14 protein-coding genes and 6 tRNA genes are annotated in these 19477 nt (G+C 38.0%); 5 read left to right on the top strand and 15 right to left on the bottom strand.

Annotated features, from left to right (window positions below):
• Positions 1-32 precede the first annotated feature (32 nt).
• The 7 genes from F928_RS05140 to F928_RS05115 all read right to left on the bottom strand — a co-directional run bounded on the left by F928_RS05140 (position 33) and on the right by F928_RS05115 (position 8469).
• Positions 33-2081: a M13 family metallopeptidase gene (locus tag F928_RS05140; protein WP_002116375.1), complete on the bottom strand. Its 2049-nt coding sequence runs from the start codon at positions 2079-2081 to the stop codon at positions 33-35.
• A 268-nt stretch (positions 2082-2349) separates the two neighbouring features.
• Complete coding sequence (gene sbmA, locus F928_RS05135; RefSeq protein WP_005804672.1) at positions 2350-3543, bottom strand: peptide antibiotic transporter SbmA; 1194 nt, start codon at positions 3541-3543, stop codon at positions 2350-2352.
• A gap of 238 nt (positions 3544-3781) precedes the next feature.
• Entirely contained in the window at positions 3782-5017 is a 1236-nt protein-coding gene (tdcB, locus tag F928_RS05130) for a threonine ammonia-lyase (RefSeq protein WP_002116295.1), read from the bottom strand.
• A gap of 204 nt (positions 5018-5221) precedes the next feature.
• A complete protein-coding gene (locus F928_RS05125) occupies positions 5222-6196 on the bottom strand; it encodes a patatin-like phospholipase family protein (RefSeq protein WP_005804673.1) in 975 nt (324 codons plus the stop codon).
• Between the two features lie 170 nt (positions 6197-6366).
• Entirely contained in the window at positions 6367-7842 is a 1476-nt protein-coding gene (locus F928_RS05120) for an alanine/glycine:cation symporter family protein (RefSeq protein ID WP_002116430.1), read from the bottom strand.
• Positions 7843-7941: 99 nt separating this feature from the next.
• Complete coding sequence (locus tag F928_RS21765; protein ID WP_016802562.1) at positions 7942-8082, bottom strand: hypothetical protein; 141 nt, start codon at positions 8080-8082, stop codon at positions 7942-7944.
• Between the two features lie 183 nt (positions 8083-8265).
• A complete protein-coding gene (locus F928_RS05115; RefSeq protein ID WP_002116048.1) occupies positions 8266-8469 on the bottom strand; it encodes a hypothetical protein in 204 nt (67 codons plus the stop codon).
• Between the two features lie 509 nt (positions 8470-8978).
• Between F928_RS05115 and F928_RS05110 the strand changes: the two genes are divergently transcribed.
• Complete coding sequence (locus F928_RS05110; RefSeq protein WP_002116417.1) at positions 8979-9686, top strand: nitroreductase; 708 nt, start codon at positions 8979-8981, stop codon at positions 9684-9686.
• 25 nt (positions 9687-9711) lie between these two features.
• Here F928_RS05110 and F928_RS05105 read toward each other — a convergent pair whose 3' ends face one another.
• Positions 9712-10926: a multidrug effflux MFS transporter gene (locus tag F928_RS05105; protein WP_005072812.1), complete on the bottom strand. Its 1215-nt coding sequence runs from the start codon at positions 10924-10926 to the stop codon at positions 9712-9714.
• Between the two features lie 127 nt (positions 10927-11053).
• Here F928_RS05105 and yccS point away from each other — a divergent pair, with 127 nt between their 5' ends.
• The 4 genes from yccS to sanA all read left to right on the top strand — a co-directional run bounded on the left by yccS (position 11054) and on the right by sanA (position 17548).
• A complete protein-coding gene (gene yccS / locus F928_RS05100; RefSeq protein ID WP_002116372.1) occupies positions 11054-13228 on the top strand; it encodes a YccS family putative transporter in 2175 nt (724 codons plus the stop codon).
• 100 nt (positions 13229-13328) lie between these two features.
• Positions 13329-13904 carry an SdpI family protein gene (locus tag F928_RS05095; protein WP_002116136.1) on the top strand — a complete coding sequence of 192 codons (576 nt, stop codon included), beginning with the start codon at positions 13329-13331 and terminating at the stop codon, positions 13902-13904.
• A gap of 155 nt (positions 13905-14059) precedes the next feature.
• The gene (gene cysJ / locus F928_RS05090) at positions 14060-16648 is read left to right on the top strand and encodes a PepSY domain-containing protein (protein ID WP_002116380.1); all 2589 of its coding nucleotides are present in this window, start codon (positions 14060-14062) and stop codon (positions 16646-16648) included.
• Positions 16649-16762: 114 nt separating this feature from the next.
• A complete protein-coding gene (sanA, locus tag F928_RS05085; protein WP_005072805.1) occupies positions 16763-17548 on the top strand; it encodes a YdcF family protein in 786 nt (261 codons plus the stop codon).
• A 377-nt stretch (positions 17549-17925) separates the two neighbouring features.
• On the opposite strand, the gene F928_RS05080 is transcribed toward sanA, so the two are convergent.
• The 7 genes from F928_RS05080 to elsL all read right to left on the bottom strand — a co-directional run bounded on the left by F928_RS05080 (position 17926) and on the right by elsL (position 19355).
• Positions 17926-18001: transfer RNA gene (locus tag F928_RS05080), tRNA-Val, on the bottom strand.
• A 65-nt stretch (positions 18002-18066) separates the two neighbouring features.
• A tRNA-Asp gene (locus F928_RS05075) sits at positions 18067-18143 on the bottom strand.
• Between the two features lie 36 nt (positions 18144-18179).
• A tRNA-Val gene (locus F928_RS05070) sits at positions 18180-18255 on the bottom strand.
• Between the two features lie 89 nt (positions 18256-18344).
• Positions 18345-18421: transfer RNA gene (locus tag F928_RS05065), tRNA-Asp, on the bottom strand.
• A 47-nt stretch (positions 18422-18468) separates the two neighbouring features.
• Positions 18469-18545: transfer RNA gene (locus tag F928_RS05060), tRNA-Asp, on the bottom strand.
• A 24-nt stretch (positions 18546-18569) separates the two neighbouring features.
• Positions 18570-18645: transfer RNA gene (locus tag F928_RS05055), tRNA-Val, on the bottom strand.
• Positions 18646-18851: 206 nt separating this feature from the next.
• A complete protein-coding gene (gene elsL / locus F928_RS05050; protein ID WP_002116462.1) occupies positions 18852-19355 on the bottom strand; it encodes a cell wall-recycling L,D-carboxypeptidase ElsL in 504 nt (167 codons plus the stop codon).
• Positions 19356-19477 lie beyond the last annotated feature (122 nt).

Raw genomic sequence — 19477 nt, 5'->3', positions numbered from 1 at the left:
ATAAAAAAACCCGCTTTCGCGGGTTTTCTTAATCACCAAATAGTTACCCGCTTCTCTGGTGGTAAATACATCTGATCATCTTCGTTTATTTTAAAAGCCTCATAAAATGGTTTTTGATTCATTAAAGCTCCATTGCCACGTACTTTATCAGGAGAGTGAGGATCTGTTTTTAAATAGATAATCGCTTGAGCTTCGCGGGTTTTCGCACGCCAAACTTGAGCCCATCCCATATAAAAACGTTGCTCCCCAGTCTGTCCATCAATTACAGGAGCTGGCTTACCGCCTAGTGCAATTTGGTAAGCCTTATAGGCAATTGCTAACCCAGAGTTATCTGCAATGTTTTCACCTAATGTTAATTCACCATTAACATGATAACCAGCAATCGGTTCATAACGGTTATATTGTTCAATCAACGCTTGTGTTTTAGCTTTAAAATGCTGATGATCTTCAGCATTCCACCAGTTTCTCATATTGCCCAATTCATCAAACTGACTACCCTGATCATCAAAGCCATGACTAATTTCATGGCCAATCACAGCACCTATACCACCATAGTTCACTGCATCATCTGCGTTTATATTAAAAAAAGGCGGTTGTAATATCGCTGCTGGAAATACAATTTCATTCAATGATGGATTGTAATAAGCATTCACCGTTTGTGGTTTCATATACCATTCATCACGATCAACCGGCTTACCCAATTTATTAAGTTCATATTGGTATCTAAACTCACTTGCACGAATTATATTTCCAACTAAATCATTTTTAGCGATGTGCAGACCAGAATAATCACGCCACTTTTTTGGATACCCGATCTTTATTGACATGTGAGAAAGCTTTTTACGAGCTTGTATTTTCGTCGCAGGACTCATCCAGTCCAATTCTGTAATGCTTTGGTCATAAGCACGAATCAGATTTTGTACCAATAATTCTATCTGTTGTTTTTTCTCAGCAGGAAAGTATTTTTCAACATAAAGTTTGCCAATACCATCTCCCAGAACCTTATCAACAAGCTGTACACCACGCTTCCAACGCGCTTCTTGTTCAGTAATATCTCGAAGTGTCTTGTTATAAAAATCAAATTTATTATTTACAAAAGCGCTATTTAGTAATGGAGAAAAATTATTTATCAAATGCAATTTAAAATAAGCTTTCCATATATCTAAGGGTGTATCTTGAATAATTGTATTTAAGCCCTGAAAGTAGTCTGGCTGATTTACCTGAATAGTATCAATTTTTCCTTTTAATTCAGTTGCTGTTAGATAACCTTGCCAATCAAATACAGGTGTTAGTTTATATAAATCTTTGATTTTGTATTTATTGTAGCGTTTTGCAAGATTACGATTTTGTACATTACTCCATTGTATTTTTGCCAACTGAGTTTCAAGTTTTAAAATTTCCTGAGCATGTTGTGCTGCTTGCGAGTCTCCAGCAAGTGTTAAAGTTTTTTCAATATACTTTAAATACTGTGCACGAGTTTCAATAAATTTTTTATCATCTTTCAAATAATAATCACGGTCAGGTAGACCCAGACCACTTTGCTCCAAACCAGCCACCATTTCAGTAGATTGTTTCATATCCTGTTCAATGCTTAGACGGATTGGGCTATTGACATCAATACGAGCAAAATGTGCCATTAAAATTGCAATTTTATTCTTATTTTTCAATTTATCAATTTGATTTATCTCATTTTTTAGAGGACTAATACCTTGCTTCTCAATACTTTTTTCATCCATAAAGCTAGCATATAGAGTAGCTACTTTTTGCTCTAAACTACCATCCACCCACTTTTGACCAGAGAGCTCTTCTACAATTTCATGTACTTGGCTGATTGATAACTCACGGAGCTGATTAAAAGCTCCCCAACTTGCTTTATCAGCTGGGATTTCAGTATTTTTTAACCAAATACCATTTACATGTGAATAAAAATCGTTCTTTTCATTAATAGAGGAATCAATATATTGTTGATCTATACCTGATATTTTTTTGATTTGAGAATTTGTTACTAATTCCGCACGTACCAAATTAGCAGAAGTCATAAGTGCAATCGTAAGAGCACTTTTAAGTAAAATAGATTTCAAAGACTCAACCTCACATTTAAATATTTAATAATTAAAAACAATAACTTAATAGCGATTGACTTTTATTAATTAAGCGAATGGCAAAATTAAAACCAATATAGAAGCAAGTTTTATACCGCGAAAATATAATATTTTCAAAAATATATTTTTATATAAATCAAAATAATAAACGAAGAAACTTACTAAATCTTTTATTCTACTAAATACTTAATAATTCTAAAGATGCCATGGCTTGAACCAAGGCATCTTTCAGAGATATGATTACTTTTTAATCTAAAATTTTCTCAAATATTCTTAAACGCTTATAAATTGAAAGCAGTTCAATAATCGTTTTCCATGAACTAATTAAATATTGGAATGATTCACGGACTTTATCAAAAACATTACCTATTTGCGTAATTAAACCCAATGTCATTTTACCTGCGGCAATAGAAGGGAATAAAACAACTAGACTATATAAAATATCTAATTGGATATACCAAATACTAACTAAATTAAAATAAGAGTAATGCAGATATAAACGGAAATAATTCAGCCTAACACTTGTGAACAATTCTCTTAATGTTTTTGGCTGCGCACGCTCCTCATGATCCTCACCATAGACAAGTTCTTTACGATAGGCTGCTTCTACTTTTTGATTATTAAACTGTAAACCAGGTAATTTAATACCAACAACCATTAATAGAACAGTACCAAAAACAGCCCATACAATTGCAGCCCAGACCAATGAATGATCAATTTCACCTACAATAGGTAGTACTTTAACTTGTTTAGAAAGTTCAAAAAGAATAGGTAAAAAGGCAATTAAAACCATTATAGCCTTAACAAAATTTACTCCCAGGTCTTCTAAAACAGAGGCGAAACGCATGGTATCTTCTTGAACACGCTGTGAAGCCCCCTCGATATGACGAAGCTTTTCCCAATGCTCTGTGTAATATTCATTCATTGCTGTACGCCAGCGGAATACATAATGACTAGCAAAAAAAGCATTAATAACAGCTAAAGTCACACCGACCATCGCAATTAAAAGAAATGTAACTGTTCCCATATAAAGTTTATTAATATCACCACCACCGTGATCTAACATACTTTGAATGAGATTATAAAAAGGCCCATACCATGCATTAACAGCTACACTAACCTGAACGCTAAACCAGATATTAAATAAAATAAACGCCGAACCCCACACAGACCAACGTTGCCAAGGATTATTCGATATAGCCCTCCAGAAACCAGCAAAAAGCGCAGTAGAGACTAAAAACCAAACATAAAACCATAAGAAAGTGGGAGACCAAAAACGGCTCACATCTAATGGTAGTTGAGTATCATGGTAGCCCTTAGCAAAGCCGATAAAAGTTCCCCATGTGTTTCCACCTGAGTACCAGAGCACCATATTGAGCGCGATCCAAATGACCGCAGATATAAAGAAATACCTTGGTGATGGAAAAAATGATTTGAACATTGAGCGTGGATATCCCTATATTTCTTCAAATTTACAATGAAAGGAATACTAAAACCTAAACCTTAAAATTGTGAAGGGTAAAGTTTAGAGAATTGTCAGTTTTTCCTGTTCCATTAAAGGATTTGATCGTTTTTTTGTAAATAAATCCCTTTTTTGGCAATTTAATCCATTTAAATTACCTTGTATATGACTCTCGATAGAGCCATATACAGCTTTTATAACACAGTGATATCAGAGATTAAATCTCTTCTTTACGAACAATATAGCCTTCTAATTGCATTGCTTGAATGAGCAAATCTAGATCCGAGGCACTTTTTAACTCTACATCAACGCTCACAGCGCTTTCTTTGGCACGGCTTGTTGCCGCAAAGCGTTCATGACGCAGCTCATAAATATTACCACCCTGCTCAGCAATAATGGCCGTCAAACGAGCTAAAGCACCTGGATTGTCCGGTAATTCAACACGAATACGAACCATACGACCTGTACGGGTTAAATGGCGTTGTAATACAGAGACCATAACACGTGTATCAATATTGCCACCTGACAGCACCACCCCCAATTTATGACCTAAAAATAAATCAGGACGCGACATAATTGCAGCAATACCTGTCGCTCCTGCTCCTTCACATACTGTTTTTTCAATATTAAGTAAGAGCGCAATCGCTTCTTCAATCATGTCTTCAGTGACAACGACAATGTCGTCAACATATTCTTTAGCAACTTGGGTCGTAAGTTCACCTGGAGTTTTTACCGCAATACCCTCAGCAACAGTAGAGCCCATTGAAACTGCATGTTGATAATTGCAAAGTAGTTTTGCCATACTTGGGTATACAACTGATTGCACCCCAATAATTTTGATTTTTGGATTGATCGCTTTAGCAGCAATTGCAATACCAGAAATTAAACCACCACCACCAATTGGCACAACTAAAATATCCAGATCAGGCACAGCTGCAAGCATTTCAAGTGCAATGGTGCCTTGACCCGCAATAATTTCAGTATCATCAAATGGGTGGATAATCGTTAAAGATTCTTCTTGTGCAACACGATGCATTTCAGCAGCAGCTTCTGAAAAGTCCTGCCCGTGCAAAATAACGCGCGCACCGTACTCACGTACTCGTTGCACCTTAACATTTGGCGTAGATTTCGGCATTACAATAGTCGCAGTCACACCTGTCCGCTGAGCATGGTAGGCTACACCTTGTGCGTGATTGCCTGCCGAAGCTGCAATAACACCATGTTGCTTTTCTTGCTCAGATAAACACAACAGTTTATTTAGAGCACCCCGCTCTTTAAATGAAGCTGTAAATTGTAAGTTTTCAAATTTCAACCACATCTCAGCCCCTAAGGTTTTAGAAATGGTTTCTGAGAAAACAAAGGGAGTTTTTACAACTAAACCTTCCAAACGCTCTGCGGCAGCATGAACATCATCTAATGTTGGAAAGCCATTTTTAACCTGTTGCTGTATCATTTATCCAGTCAGCCTCAATACACTACAAATCAATTATTTTTTAAAAAACGGCAACAATATTTCATATTGACCCTTAGAGTTTTCAGCATATCCAACATGCCTCTAATATACAAAAAATTTTATTCCAAAAATTAAAGATTTAGACTTCCATAAAAAAAGCCCTTTGTGGACTTTTTATATAATTTTCAGAATATTAACGTTTATTTATTGGCTTTGAGCACTCAAGCCTTCCGTAGACATATTTTGTTCAGCTATTTTTTCATCGATAGCAAACTGAATATCAGAAAGCTTGGCATTAGCTGCATCTATACCAGATTTCATAGTAGCTTCACGGCCTTTGACATCAAAAATATGCGCTTTTTCTCTTAAATCTGGCTGAATAACTACGTCCGCATATTGTAACTCTTCTGCTGCCAAACGCCCTTGCATGATATTAATATTCTGGTTAAACAGTCCCCATACATTCGATGTTTCTGTGTAAATAGGCTGAGCTAAAATATCAACTGCAATAATGACATCAGCCCCTAAATCACGAGCCACTTCAACCGGTACAGGACTCACCAACCCACCGTCTACATATTCAGATTTACCAATTTTAGTTGGCACAAACATACTTGGAATCGAAGCAGAGGCTCTCACGGCTTGCCCAGTATTGCCGTAGTTAAATACGGTCTTAGTGCCATGCTTTAGTTCAGTTGCCACCACATACATTGGAATCTTCATTTTTTCGAGTGGCATATTATTTACTTGCTGGTTAACGTAGTTCTCTACTTTTTTACCATCAAAAAAACCTTTTAGACCGATACTAATGTCACGGACGTCACCAGCTTTCATTTTTAAAGCAGTATCACGCAGTTCAGCAGGTGTTTTACCACTCGCATAAATTGCCCCAACAATACTACCCGCACTCGTACCCACAATAAAATCCGGGCGAATACCATGTTGTTCTAAAACTTCAATCACCCCTATATGAGCATAGCCTCGTGCTCCACCGCTACCCAATACAAGCGCAACAACAGGACGTTTTTGCATTTTTTTAATTCTTGCAAAAGGTTGATCGACAGGACGAGCATAAGCTTCTGTCGTTTGCGGTTTTAGAGCAGCAGACAAGTGTGTGGTGGTCTGGCATCCCGCCAACACCATAGAGAGTCCGAGAACCCACAATTTAAGCTGTTTCATGGCCCATCTTCGCACTATGAGGTTTAAGTTCGGATTGCAATTTTAGTGGTTACTTTCGTGAAAAGCTGTAGTGAATTTATTTAATTTGTCATGTTTAAAATTTAGACTCAAGTATTTTATTTGTCCCCTATATAAAAAAGGCCCCTTATGTATAAGAGGCCTTTTGAAACTTACCAGATATCTGAATCAACTTTTTTCTTCAATTCCGGATACTTGTCAATTTTAAACTCAGGCTCTTTAATGCCTCGTTTTAATTGCTCGCGGTAATCTTTTAACAAAGTACGTGCCATTGGCGTTAATAGTAAAATTGCAATCAAGTTAATGGTTGCCATGATACCCATAAATAAATCAGCCATTGACCAAACGAGTGGAACACTACCGATTGCACCGAAGTACACCATCACCAATACGAAAATGCGGAAGATGAACATGACTTTCGGGTTGTTATTAATAAACTGTACATTACCTTCTGCATAAGCATAGTTACCTAATACAGCTGAATAACAGAATAAGAATAATAGAACAGCTAGGAAATCAGATCCCCAATGCCCAACTTGAGTTTCTAAGGCACGTTGTGTTAATTCAACACCAACAAAACCTGCATCTTGGTAAACGCCAGAAACTAAGATAATGATTGCAGTACTCGTACATACAATGAACGTATCTACGAATACACCAAGCATTTGTACTAAACCTTGGTTTACAGGGTGTTTTACATCAGATGCAGCAGCAGCGTTTGGCGCAGAACCCATACCAGCTTCGTTCGAGAACAAACCACGCTTAATACCTTGCATCATTGCCATTGACACTGCCGCACCGAAGAAACCACCTGCCGCAGCATTGAAGTGGAAAGCTTCAGTCACAATCAGCTTTAAAATATCAGGCAAAATTGCATAGTTGCTTAATGCGATATAGAGAGCAACAGATAAGTAAAGACCTGCTTTTAAAGGTACAAACATCTCTGCAAATTTAGCAATACGTTTAATACCGCCAAAAATTGCCAATGCCACCAACACTACAAGCGCAAGGCCAACCCATGAAATTTCTAGATCAACACCACCTAAATGTGCAATGAGATTAGCTTTATCCCACCCCCAAGCATGTGAAGATGCCTTAGCAATCGCATTGATTTGAACTGAGTTAAATACGAAACCATAGGTAAAGATGAGTGCTAGTGCGAAAACCGCACCAAACGTTTTACTGCGTAGACCTTGAGTAATATAGTAAGCTGGACCACCACGGAACTGTTTAGTCTTACTATCTCTAACTTTAAATAGCTGAGCAAGCGTAGACTCAATAAAAGCAGAGCTCATACCAAGAAGTGCGGTCACCCACATCCAGAACACAGCGCCAGGGCCACCAATTGCGATCGCAATTGCCACGCCAGCAATATTACCTACCCCAACACGGCTCGCAAGACCTGTTACAAATGCCTGAAAAGGTGTAAGGCCATGCTCATTCTCACCTGCTGTACGACTACTTTTCATGACTCGGATACTTTGCAAGAACATGCGAATTTGCACGGCTCCTGTTAAGACCGTATAAAAAATACCGACAGCCAGCAAGAAGATAACCAAAAAGTCCCATAAAGGGTCATTAAAAAATTGTACCCACGACATCAGTGTGGCATTGAGTTGTTCATTCATACTCGGTCCGCTTACGTTCTTGCTAATGTGCTAATAGCACAAGCCAAAATACTGCAATAAACAAAAAAGCCCCTCAAAATAGGGACTTCTTCAGTACATTTAAGGAAAAACTTTTAATGTCACTTGAATAGCAATTACCGTCACAAGTTTAAGCAACATAATGCCCAGCACTAAGCCTTTGAAGGTAACATGAGAGAAAGTACCCTTCAGATAAAATGAATTCATCGCACCACTGAACATATTCCCATTTGGGTGAACAGAATGCATCGACTCGGCTACAAACTTGGAAACTAACAAATGACCACCGCTAAATCAGCTCGCTTAATGATTCCCATCAATTAATCGAGTTATAAAAATCTGGATTTAAGCCAATAAGCATATTTACATATACTTGAGAGCGAATGTCTAAAATGGATATGAATTTCAAAGACTGTAACGAGCCATCGCCATAACGCGGTTATCTGCGCCCTTTTCCCTCTGATTGGAAAAGAGTGCGTTTAGATCTGTACCAAGCTGTTGTATTTCTTGTGGCTCAGTAGTTGCGTGAGTTACGTTCATTTTCATGGTTGCAATGGTAATCGCCAATCCTTGTTTCATGAACTGCTTGTTGATGAGCGGTAGACTCATGTAAAGCTCCTTATTCCTCGTGTATTTCTCCATTTCTACATCCAAATCCTTTTTGTAAAGGGATTTTGTATGCAGCCATTTCTTTCCTAACATGAGTATGGAGAAATCATACCTGCGTAAAAAAGTCGGTATTATGCAGAAATTTAAAATTTTGTGTATGTTTTTCATTAAAATTTTATGTTATTTCCGATTGTTTTTTATCCAAAATCATCTGTTTTGTACTGTTTTTAAACATATTATACCTTTTTTTCAATTGAGTGATTTTTAATCCAACTGATGCTATAAATTTATTTTTATAGTCAAAAACATCATACTTTTTTGTCTATTTAGATCTAAAGTGGCATATTCAGATTAGAGTTAATTAGACATCATATCCAAACTAAACACATCATCATATCTTTAAGGATATCCCTTTTCTAATATTTTTTGCTTATAAATGAAGTACTTTCAAAACATGAAATTAAGCTTCAAAAAGTATTAAGTATTTAAGAAAAAATATAGGAGTACGCATGAATCTGGAACAAGTTCGTCTCGTTGATGAAGCTATCACTTCTCGACATTCTGTCCGCGCTTTTTTAAATACTCCAATTGAGCCAGAAGTCATTAAAGATATATTACGAGTCGCAAGTCGAGCACCTTCTGGAACGAACACTCAACCATGGAAAGTCTATGTGGTCACAGGCAAAAAGCGTGATGAAATGGTTGAACGTGTCTGCGCTGCACAAATTGAAGTTTCAAAAAATCCTGAGCTAGCAGAACAATATAAAGAGACTTTTGCCTATTACCCTGAAAAATGGATATCCCCTTTTATTGACCGCCGCCGCGAGAATGGTTGGGGACTCTACGGTTTACTCGAAATCAAAAAGGGCGAAAAAGAAAAAATGGCTGAACAGCAGCTACGTAATTTTAAATTGTTTGATGCACCAGTCGGCCTTTTCTTTACCGTAAATAAAACGATGGGAATCGGCTCTAAAATGGATATCGCAATGATGATTCAAAACGTGATGGTCGCTGCCAAGGCACGTGGCTTAGATACATGCCCACAAGCAGCTTGGAATCATTTTCACCCTATTGTTTTAGATATAGTAGGTGCCTCAGATGACGAAGAACTGGTATGTGCAATTGCATTAGGTCATGCCGATCCTAACCACATTGTAAATACCTTTATTACGCCTAGAGAACCTGTTGAAAATTTCACAGTTTTTCTAGACGAATAAGCTATAAGTGGCCATTCTCTAAAAGCTATGAGAATGGCTTGGTTTTGACCTGTTGTGTCGCTTTCAATACGACAATAAAACCACTTAGTGTAAATAACACCATCATTACTCCCATATTGAGCGATGCAGACCAAATCAGGAAGTTAAGAAGCACGCCTCCTAAAAGGCCACAAGCGAATTGCATACTTCCCATAATTGCACTTGCTGTTCCAGCGCGAGCACCTTGTTTGGACATTGCTAACGCCATAGCATTTGGGCCTGTTAAACCAATGCCTGAAATAGCTAAAAATAACCCTACCATAACCAGCCATAAAGGCGCCGCAGGAATTAAACCAGCAATAAATACAATGATGGCTCCAGTCACTTGCATAAGTGAACCCGATTTTAAGCGTTTGGTAATTTCAACACGTGTTGTTAAATGCTTGTTTAAAGAGGACATTAACATGATACCAAAAGCATTTAATCCAAATACGTAAGCAAACTGTTGCTGATTATGTCCGTACTGATCCATAAACACTGCAGGTGCTGAACTGATATAGCAAAATAATGCAGCCCCCGTTAAACAGCCTGCAAACATAGGTAAGCGGAAACTCGCATCTTTGAAAATAGCTCCATATAAAGTCACCACTTGATAGAGTGATAGCTTAAGCCTTTTATCATTTGCCAAAGTTTCTTTAAAAAAGAAATGTACGCACAGCCAACACAGCGCACCCACAATTGAAAGCGCAATAAAAATAGCCTGCCACGGAAACCAAATTAAAATCCATGCTCCGATCATAGGAGCCAAAATTGGTGCAAGTCCCATGACAATCATCATGCTTGAGAAAGCTTGTGCAGAGCCTTGAACGTCCAATTTATCGCGTATTGCTGCACGAGCCATGACTACGCCAACACAACCACCTAAAGCTTGTAAAATACGGGCCGCAATCAAGCTCCATTCATTAGTAGCCATTACACAAAATAAGCTTGCGACTGCATAAAGCGCGAGGCCAAAGTAAAGTGGTTTCTTTCTACCGATACGATCGCTTAAAGGACCATAAACCAACTGCCCAATGGCTAAACCAAAAAAATAAGCTGGTAGTGTATTTGCCACCATTTGCGTACTTACCCCAAAATCATGGGCCATTTGTGGTAACGCAGGTAAGTACATATCAATGGATAACGGCCCTAAAGCCGTAAGTAAAGCGAGCAACATAATCCAGCCAATAGAGTATTGACGCTGGGCTGTTTGTTCAGACATAACGATATTTCATTTTTCACTCATTTGCATACAGACAAGCTTACACTGTCTATCGTATGATTTGTGCAACATTGGTGTAGAAATACACAAATCCTTTATCACTCAGGTTGATCAGCAAGGACTTCATTTGAAATCTTGGTTTAAACGCCTAAAAAGAGCGACTTATAACACAACATTTATGTATAACGTGCGAATGCTGATAGCCTTTTCAGGAACTGCTTTCGTGCCTTATTTTTTAGGCTATCAATTAGCAACTATTCCACTCACTTTAGGTGTAGTCGCAGCAGGTTTGAGTGATATTGATGATCGCTTTTCCGTGCGAATCATGAACCTAATTTATACTTATATTGGGTTCTTCGTTACCGCAGCTTCTGTACAACTACTTTTCCCCTACCCAATGGCTTTTGCTTTAGGGTTGATTGCTTCATGTATTGGCTGGATTTTACTAGGTTCATTAGGACGTCGTTACGCCACTATTTCTTATGGCTGTTTGGTTGTTTCGGTCTATACCATGTTGGGTGTTCACCTTTTTGATCACTGGTATATTCAACCTGCTCTTTTAGTTGCAGGTGCTGCTTGGTATGGCGTCATTGCTACTATTAGCTTTTTACTATTTCCGGTTCGCCAACTTCAAGATAAACTCGCAGCGTCTTATGCATCTCTAGGTGATTTTCTATTTGCAAAATCAAATTTATTTGATGTAGATATGACTCCTGCCAGCTATCAGCAAAGTATGATTGAGCTGTCATTAGAAAATGGTAAGTTAATTACGATTTTTAACGACTTAAAAACAGCTTTATTGACTCGTTTAAAAGGTGACCGTGGGCAAAAAGATACACGCCGAAGCTTACATTATTATTTTGTCGCTCAAGACATTCATGAGCGTGCTGACTCAGCCCATATCGACTATCAAAAGTTAGCCAAAATTTTTCAGCACAGTGATATTTTATTTAGATTTCAACGAATTTTGGCGGTTCAAGGCAAAGCTTGCCAAGAGTTAAACGAATGTATTTTACAACGCAAACCTTATAATCATAACAAACGCTTCAAGCAGAGTTTTGAGAACTTAAGACTATCTTTAGAGAAACTAAGACGTGATCAGCATTATGATCTGTTATGGGTAAATGCTCTCTTCGCTTTATACCAAAATTTAAAATCTATCGACTCTCAGTTACTTAACTTAGAAACGGAACAACACATTCAGTCTGATAAAGTTAAACAAGCAGAGAACCAGCTTAAAGATGATGATTTACAAGGATGGAACGATATTGTCATCCGAATAAAGCAAAATCTAACTCCTGAATCTGTACTTTTCCGCCATGCAATTCGCGTCTCAATTGTTCTTTTTATTGGGTATGTGCTGATTCAAATGACCAATATTGAGTACGGCTATTGGATTATGCTTACAGCCCTATTTGTAAGCCAACCTAACTTCAACGCAACCAAACGTCGCTTACGCTTACGAATTGTCGGAACATTAGTCGGAATTATTGTTGGTCTTACCATTGTATTTCTCGTACCTTCCGTCGAAGGACAACTATTAATGTTAATCCTAAGCGGGGTATTGTTTTTTGAGTTACGCAGTAAGCAATATGCTCAAGCAACCGCATTTATTACAATTTTGGCATTAATTAACTTTAATCTAGATGGCTCGGCAATGGCTGCTGCTATTCCGCGATTTGTAGATACTTTAATTGGATGTGCGCTAGCTTGGTTTGGTGTGACCTTTATTTGGCCTGACTGGAAATTCCGACGCTTACCTCGCAACATCAGACGTTCATTACAAGCTCAATGCAATTATTTAGCTGAAGTTGTTAAACAATATCATGAAGGTCGTAATCATGCGCTGAATTATCGTATTGTAAGACGGGCTGCTCATAATACAGATGCCGAAGTTGCTTCACTTATTTCAACTTTAGCGACAGAGCCAGACTTTGACCCTACCCGTAAGTCGGATATCTTTGAATTTTTATGTTTAAACCATACATTTTTAAGTTATATCGCAGCACTTGGAGCACATCGAGAAAGCATTCAAGATCAAGCAGTTCTTAAACTCTTAGATCAAGCACTGGATGATATTCAGGGGGCTTTATTGAGAGATGAGATGCCTGATCTTACAGCACAAAATATGCTCCAGACGATACGTCAACGTTTGAGTCAAAATAATGAAGAGGATCAAAAATCACTCATCATTTTACAGCAGCTATCACTCATGCTTGGTGTATTAAACCGTTTTAGTATGCTAAAACAACGCCTAAGTCATGATCTTGATAATGATGCCAACGAGCTTGCATCGTTATAAATTTGAGTCGGAAATTAGTATGAAATTGGCATAATATCCTTTCCTGACTTATGCCAATTAATGCTAAACTTAAAACAGTTTACAATTTGTTATTTGCACTATGACCGCGAAAACTTTATACGCTTATACGCTTCAGCCTGTTCCCTATGACGTGTCAGAAGCTGAACAACGTAATGCACAGCTTCTTATCTGGCGCAGCACCAATAAAATCAGCACAAAAATTTGGGCAATTATGGGTGTCGTTTTAGCCCTAGCTATATTAGGTCTTATTTTTATTAAGAACTACTCTACTGTTTTTTGCTGGGTTGCTATTGTTGCTGTAGTACTTTACTACCTAGGTCGTAAATACGGATTAGAGTGGTACGTTAAACGCAAAATGAATGAATTTCCGGTACAGGAAATCAAAGGTATTCGTTTAGGTGTGCAGCCTCATGGTATTGTGATGCGTCAACAAATGGGCTTACAAGAAGGCGTAGGTACTATTGGATGGAAAAATATCTACGAATGGTACAATACACCTGATTTTATTTTGGTCAATTTCAAAGTAAAAGATCCAAAAGGCCAAGAACAACAAGGTGCTTATATCCTACCTAAGCGCATGGATTCTAAAAACTTCTCGTTCAACACAATTCGCACACACTTAAAAGAATCTGTAGGCGAACCAAAAACCTTGTAATTCTAGATTTTATAAAAAGCCTCCTCATGGAGGTTTTTTATTAAGCTAAAAATAAATGATAATGAAAATTAATATTATCTCCAAAATCCATATTATCTCCCCAATCTTCGGCTATACTTCGTTACAAGATCTCCATCATATTTACATTTTCGACCATGTTTAAAAAAATTTTATTTCAAATTCATTGGTTTCTGGGTATTACTGCTGGCCTCATCTTATCCATTATGGGTGTTACAGGTGCAATTTATTCTTATGACCAACAAATTTTAAAATGGGTGAATTCTGATAGTTATGTTGTACAAGCTGAAAACACTCCAAAATTAACTCCTGCTCAGCTTTACCAGCATTTCAATACAACCCAACCTGAAATCAAAATTAATAGCATTACGATCGCCAAGGACCCCACCTCTTCTTCTATTGTAAACATTGAAAAAGAAGGTGAACGCCGTGGCTACAATATGATGGTGAATCCTTATAACGCTGAGGTTCTTCCAGATGTTAAAGGCCGAAAATTGTTGTTACTCATACAACAAATTCATCGTAATTTAACAGCAGGTGAAGTTGGTAAACAAATTACTGGTGCCTGTGCACTCATGCTAATTTACTTCGTACTCAGTGGGTTATATTTACGTTGGCCTAAAAAGCACTCTGCTCGTCAATGGTTGGCTGTTAAACCGAAACTCAAAGGCCGGAATTTTATTTGGGATCTACATGCTGTTGTCGGCACATGGGTCATTGTTTTTTATCTTCTTTTTGCATGTACGGGACTATATTGGTCTTATGATTGGTGGCGTAGTGGCATGTTCAAAGTGATGGGAGTTGAACAGCCTAAACGACAAGATCATGGCGCTGCTCCTCAAAATCAAAATCGTGGAATGCAGCAAGGTAAACAATCTGACCGTAATAATGATAAAAAATCAGAGCCTCAATTAGATAATACTCAACTCATTACAGCACTTAATCAAACATGGAGTGGCTTCAATAGTCAGGTTGGACGTGATTATTCGACTCTAACATTAAGCTTACCGAAAAAAGATGATGGAAAAGTTGAGTTAAGCTTTGTCGATGCTACTCCACAACATGAACGGGCACGTAACCAAGCCATCTATAATTATCAAACTGGCAACATCGAAAAGATGGAGCTTTACGAAGACAAAAAGCTTAATCAAAAGATTATGAGCAGCATGTTACCCGTACACCGCGGTAGCTTCTTTGGACCAATTTATCAATTCGTTGCAATGCTTGCTTCTCTAGCAATGCCTTTGTTCTTGGTTACTGGGTGGATGCTGTATCTTAAACGCCGTAAACAGAAAAAATTAACACAGGCGGCTCGTCAGTCTTTAGCAGGACAATACATTGATCCAAATGCAAAGCCTTGGCTTATTACTTATGCAACTCAAACCGGCGTAGCTGAACAACTCGCTTGGAGTACGGCAACAAGTTTACAAGAGGCTCATCAACCTGTTCAGGTAAAACCTGTACAGCAGCTAACACAAACTGATTTAGAGCAACATCAGCAGGTTTTATTTGTGATCAGTACTTATGGTACTGGTGATGCTCCTGATCTTGCTACAAGCTTTGCTAAAAAACTTTTAAAATTGAATGTGGATCTTAAGCACATCAACTATGCTGTTCTAGCGCTGGGCTCTAAAGAATATCCAGACACTTATTGTAGTTTTGGCCATGCAGTAGATGCTTGGCTTAAAGCAAATGGTGCCCATGCTCTCTTCAATACAATTGAAGTTGATAATGCAAACCCATCGGATATTCAAAATTGGAATCAATCTCTCGCTAAAGCAACCAAATTAGATTTACATGCTGTAAATCTGGAAAAAGTATTTGATAGTTGGACATTGCAGCAACGTGATTTACTCAATCCAAATAGCTTAGGTCAGCCTGCTTATAATATTGAACTTAAAGCAAATCATGAGGCGATATGGCAAGCGGGTGATATTGCTGAAATCCAGCCTGGTAATAGTCCTGAACGTATTCACGCTTTTTTGCAAAAGCATCATATTCTTAAAAATTCAAAAGTTGATTCACTACAGATTTCAATCGAAAAAGCGCTTTGGAATAAAGATTTAACTGGTGAAATTGAACCATTTGCCAATCTGGATCATTTATTAGAGCAGCTCCCTACTCTACCAACGCGAGAGTATTCGATTGCGAGTATTCCTTCTCAGCAAGTCCTTCGTTTGGTTGTTCGTCAACAATATGATGCGTCTGGTAATTTAGGTTTAGGTTCGGGTTGGCTTACTCAACATACGCAAGTTAATAATGAAATTGCTTTGCGTATTCGTACCAATGAATCATTCCATCTTATTGATGACAACCGCCCTATTATTTGTATTGGTAACGGAACTGGTATTGCTGGCTTAATGAGCCTATTACACACCCGTACGCGTCATGATTACACTGAAAACTGGTTAATCTTTGGTGAACGTCAAAGAGCATGTGATTTCTTCTATGAATCAACTATTGAGGCATGGAAAACCACAGGAATGTTAAAACGCCTCGATTTAGCATTTTCCAGAGATCAAGAACAACGTATGTATGTTCAAGATGTAATCCGTCAGAATGCAACAGAATTAGTAAGCTGGATAGAACGTGGTGCTGTTCTGTATGTATGCGGTAGTATTGATGGTATGGCAAGCGGAGTTGATCAAGCACTTATCGAAATTCTGGGTGAAGAACAGGTAGATGATTTAAGACAACAAGGTCGTTACCGCCGTGATGTTTATTAAAAATCAATAAAAACAAAAACCGAGTAATAGCTTAAATGCTTTACTCGGTTTTTTATTGCATTCAGAATGATTTTGCATACACTGTCTGCAATTTAAATTGCAACTCTAAGCACAATGCAAGTCAGTAAGTGGATCCGTATTTTCCTAGCAATCATTGGTTCGATTTTATTTCTAGATGGATTAGTTCTAATTTGTCTCAATAAAATTAATGTAGGCACCGTTATTCCTTTAATTTTAGGTGCTTTCCTCTGCCTATATTCCTTATTTTATTATCATTTAGAACGCTTTTTCTTCTATCACTATCGCTTACACACACTTTGGCGTTTTGGATGGTTATGCTTCTGGATATGGTTAATTGGCTTAGGCTATTTTTTTAGCTTTATTAAAGAAAATAAAGATACTTCAAATAATATTCCTCCAGTAAAAGCAATTATTGTCTTAGGAAGCGGTGTTGAGAATGGTCAGCCATCCACAATTCTTGCAAAACGTTTAGATACGGCCGCCCCTCTAGCCCTAAAACAGCAGCAAGCACAGATTGTTCTAACAGGTGGTCTTGATTTTTCAGAAAAAGAAAGCGAAGCATTGGTTATGTCTCGTTATCTTGAACAAAAGTATCATATCGCAAGAGATCAAATGATCCTTGAAGATAAAAGCACCAGCACAGAGCTTAACTTAAAAAATAGTAAACCCTTATTAGAACAGCACCACATTACCTTAGACCAGCCAATTGCTATTGTGACAAGTGATTTTCATATTCCTCGAGCAATAGCAATTGCAAAAAAACAGGGCTATATCCAAGTTTATGGGGTAGCGGCCGAGACACCATTAGCTACTCGCTACAATGCATGGTTACGTGAATATTTCGCATATGCAAGTGGATGGCTTTTAAACGAATATTAAAAATAATTTAATAAAAAAACTGCTATTTAAAAAATAGCAGTTTTTTTATTTGTGAAAATATTAGTGATCGGTACAAATACAAAGTTGATCTAAGCTGAAGATCATAAATTGCAAGTTAGATTCTTATCTTTAGCCACTAATAAAGAAATTTAATAAGGAGGAGGAAGCCCATCAACAGCAAGAGAAAAAAACACTAATGCTAAAAAAATAAAAACTAGCGATCAATAAAAAGAATAACTTAAAGATATAAGGACTTTAATTTTAGAATAGAAACGTTGTATCTACACTGAGTCACATAGTAAATAAATTTACATGTAAGTATAAGATATTTATAGATGAATATGAATTCAGGGAATTTAAATTTCTGATAGAAATTATGGTGGGCGCTGACGGGATCGAACCGCCGACATTCTGCTTGTAAGGCAGACGCTCTACCAACTGAGCTAAGCGCCCTTAATGAGAAAGATAGCGAATGTATCTTTATACTCTACATTCTCTAGACAAGGGAATCAAGAGAATGGCGCAGCGGACGGGGCTCGAACCCGCGACCCCCGGCGTGACAGGCCGGTATTCTAACCAACTGAACTACCGCTGCACTACAATACTTTAAAATAAAGTATGGTCACATATATGGTGGGCGCTGACGGGATCGAACCGCCGACATTCTGCTTGTAAGGCAGACGCTCTACCAACTGAGCTAAGCGCCCCAAGAAGAAAAAACTAATAAATTATTAATTTTTTGATTTAAAACTTTTACATCTCAAATCTTCTTCCAAACACAACCCGAACTGAAAAGTGGCGCAGCGGACGGGGCTCGAACCCGCGACCCCCGGCGTGACAGGCCGGTATTCTAACCAACTGAACTACCGCTGCACTTTCACAATATCGCAATTGTGGGGTAAACGATGTTAAGTCTTAAGTGGCGCAGCGGACGGGGCTCGAACCCGCGACCCCCGGCGTGACAGGCCGGTATTCTAACCAACTGAACTACCGCTGCACTTGAGAGCTTAACGTAAAGGCTTGGTGGGCGCTGACGGGATCGAACCGCCGACATTCTGCTTGTAAGGCAGACGCTCTACCAACTGAGCTAAGCGCCCTTAACGTCTTCATCGTTTGTGAGGTGCATTATAGAGAATCTTTAACAGGTGTCAAACGCTTTTCGACAACTTTTCAAAAAAATGCGAATGAATGATTAAAAATAAGTCATTATTAAGTAAAAAACAATTTTTTGTATTTTATTTAAGCACTTATTTTAATATTTTGATCATTCAGCTAATTAAATAAGAATTTTTAAAATCTTATTTTAGGTTAAAGATTGCTCAGACAAATAAACCAATGCATCTTCAGCGACTAAATCAAACAGTTCAATGATTTCTTCATTACGCATTCGAATACAGCCATGTGACATGGGAACGCCCATCGGTTCTTTATCAGGAGTGCCATGAATATAGATATAACGCTGCATGGTGTCGTGGCCATCGCCTTTATTGAAGCCTTCTTCTAAGCCATCTAACCAAAGAATGCGTGACAATATCCAATCTCGCTCAGGAAATTGTGCTGCAAGTTCACTACTATAGACCTCCCCTGTTGGCTTACGTGCAATAAAAACCGCATTTTGAGGAGATTGGGCACCAATTTTTTTTGCAACCCTATGCCATCCACGTGGAGTCCTACCAGTATTCTCTTGCTCACCGATTCCGTTCTTTCCGGTAGAAATGACATAAAACTTATTATGTTTAGGCAAAGTTAATGTTTGATTTGCTAAATCGATGAGGACATCTGCATCTTCGAGCTTAAATTGAGACATTGAACTTATTCTCTTATATCAACTCAAATACTTTGAGTTTAAGTAAAAATTTATATGAAGAACTTGTCTTGCGCCAAAATTAAAAGATTATCAATCTTCTCTTATCTACGCGCAGTTTCACT

This window comes from Acinetobacter pittii ATCC 19004 = CIP 70.29 (assembly GCF_000369045.1).
GTDB lineage: Bacteria > Pseudomonadota > Gammaproteobacteria > Pseudomonadales > Moraxellaceae > Acinetobacter > Acinetobacter pittii.
Note: the sequence above shows the minus strand (reverse complement) of the source record. Positions and strands in the feature narration are given on the sequence as shown.

Bases quoted from the DNA above. Each gene is read 5' to 3' on its own strand.
- sbmA (WP_005804672.1), bottom strand. From the start codon at position 3,543: ATGTTCAAATCATTTTTTCCATCACCAAGGTATTTCTTTATATCTGCG.
- tdcB (WP_002116295.1), bottom strand. From the start codon at position 5,017: ATGATACAGCAACAGGTTAAAAATGGCTTTCCAACATTAGATGATGTT.
- F928_RS05125 (WP_005804673.1), bottom strand. From the start codon at position 6,196: ATGAAACAGCTTAAATTGTGGGTTCTCGGACTCTCTATGGTGTTGGCG.
- F928_RS05120 (WP_002116430.1), bottom strand. From the start codon at position 7,842: ATGAATGAACAACTCAATGCCACACTGATGTCGTGGGTACAATTTTTT.
- F928_RS21765 (WP_016802562.1), bottom strand. From the start codon at position 8,082: ATGTTCAGTGGTGCGATGAATTCATTTTATCTGAAGGGTACTTTCTCT.
- F928_RS05115 (WP_002116048.1), bottom strand. From the start codon at position 8,469: ATGAGTCTACCGCTCATCAACAAGCAGTTCATGAAACAAGGATTGGCG.
- F928_RS05110 (WP_002116417.1), top strand. From the start codon at position 8,979: ATGAATCTGGAACAAGTTCGTCTCGTTGATGAAGCTATCACTTCTCGA.
- F928_RS05105 (WP_005072812.1), bottom strand. From the start codon at position 10,926: ATGTCTGAACAAACAGCCCAGCGTCAATACTCTATTGGCTGGATTATG.
- F928_RS05095 (WP_002116136.1), top strand. From the start codon at position 13,329: ATGACCGCGAAAACTTTATACGCTTATACGCTTCAGCCTGTTCCCTAT.
- cysJ (WP_002116380.1), top strand. From the start codon at position 14,060: ATGTTTAAAAAAATTTTATTTCAAATTCATTGGTTTCTGGGTATTACT.
- sanA (WP_005072805.1), top strand. From the start codon at position 16,763: ATGCAAGTCAGTAAGTGGATCCGTATTTTCCTAGCAATCATTGGTTCG.
- elsL (WP_002116462.1), bottom strand. From the start codon at position 19,355: ATGTCTCAATTTAAGCTCGAAGATGCAGATGTCCTCATCGATTTAGCA.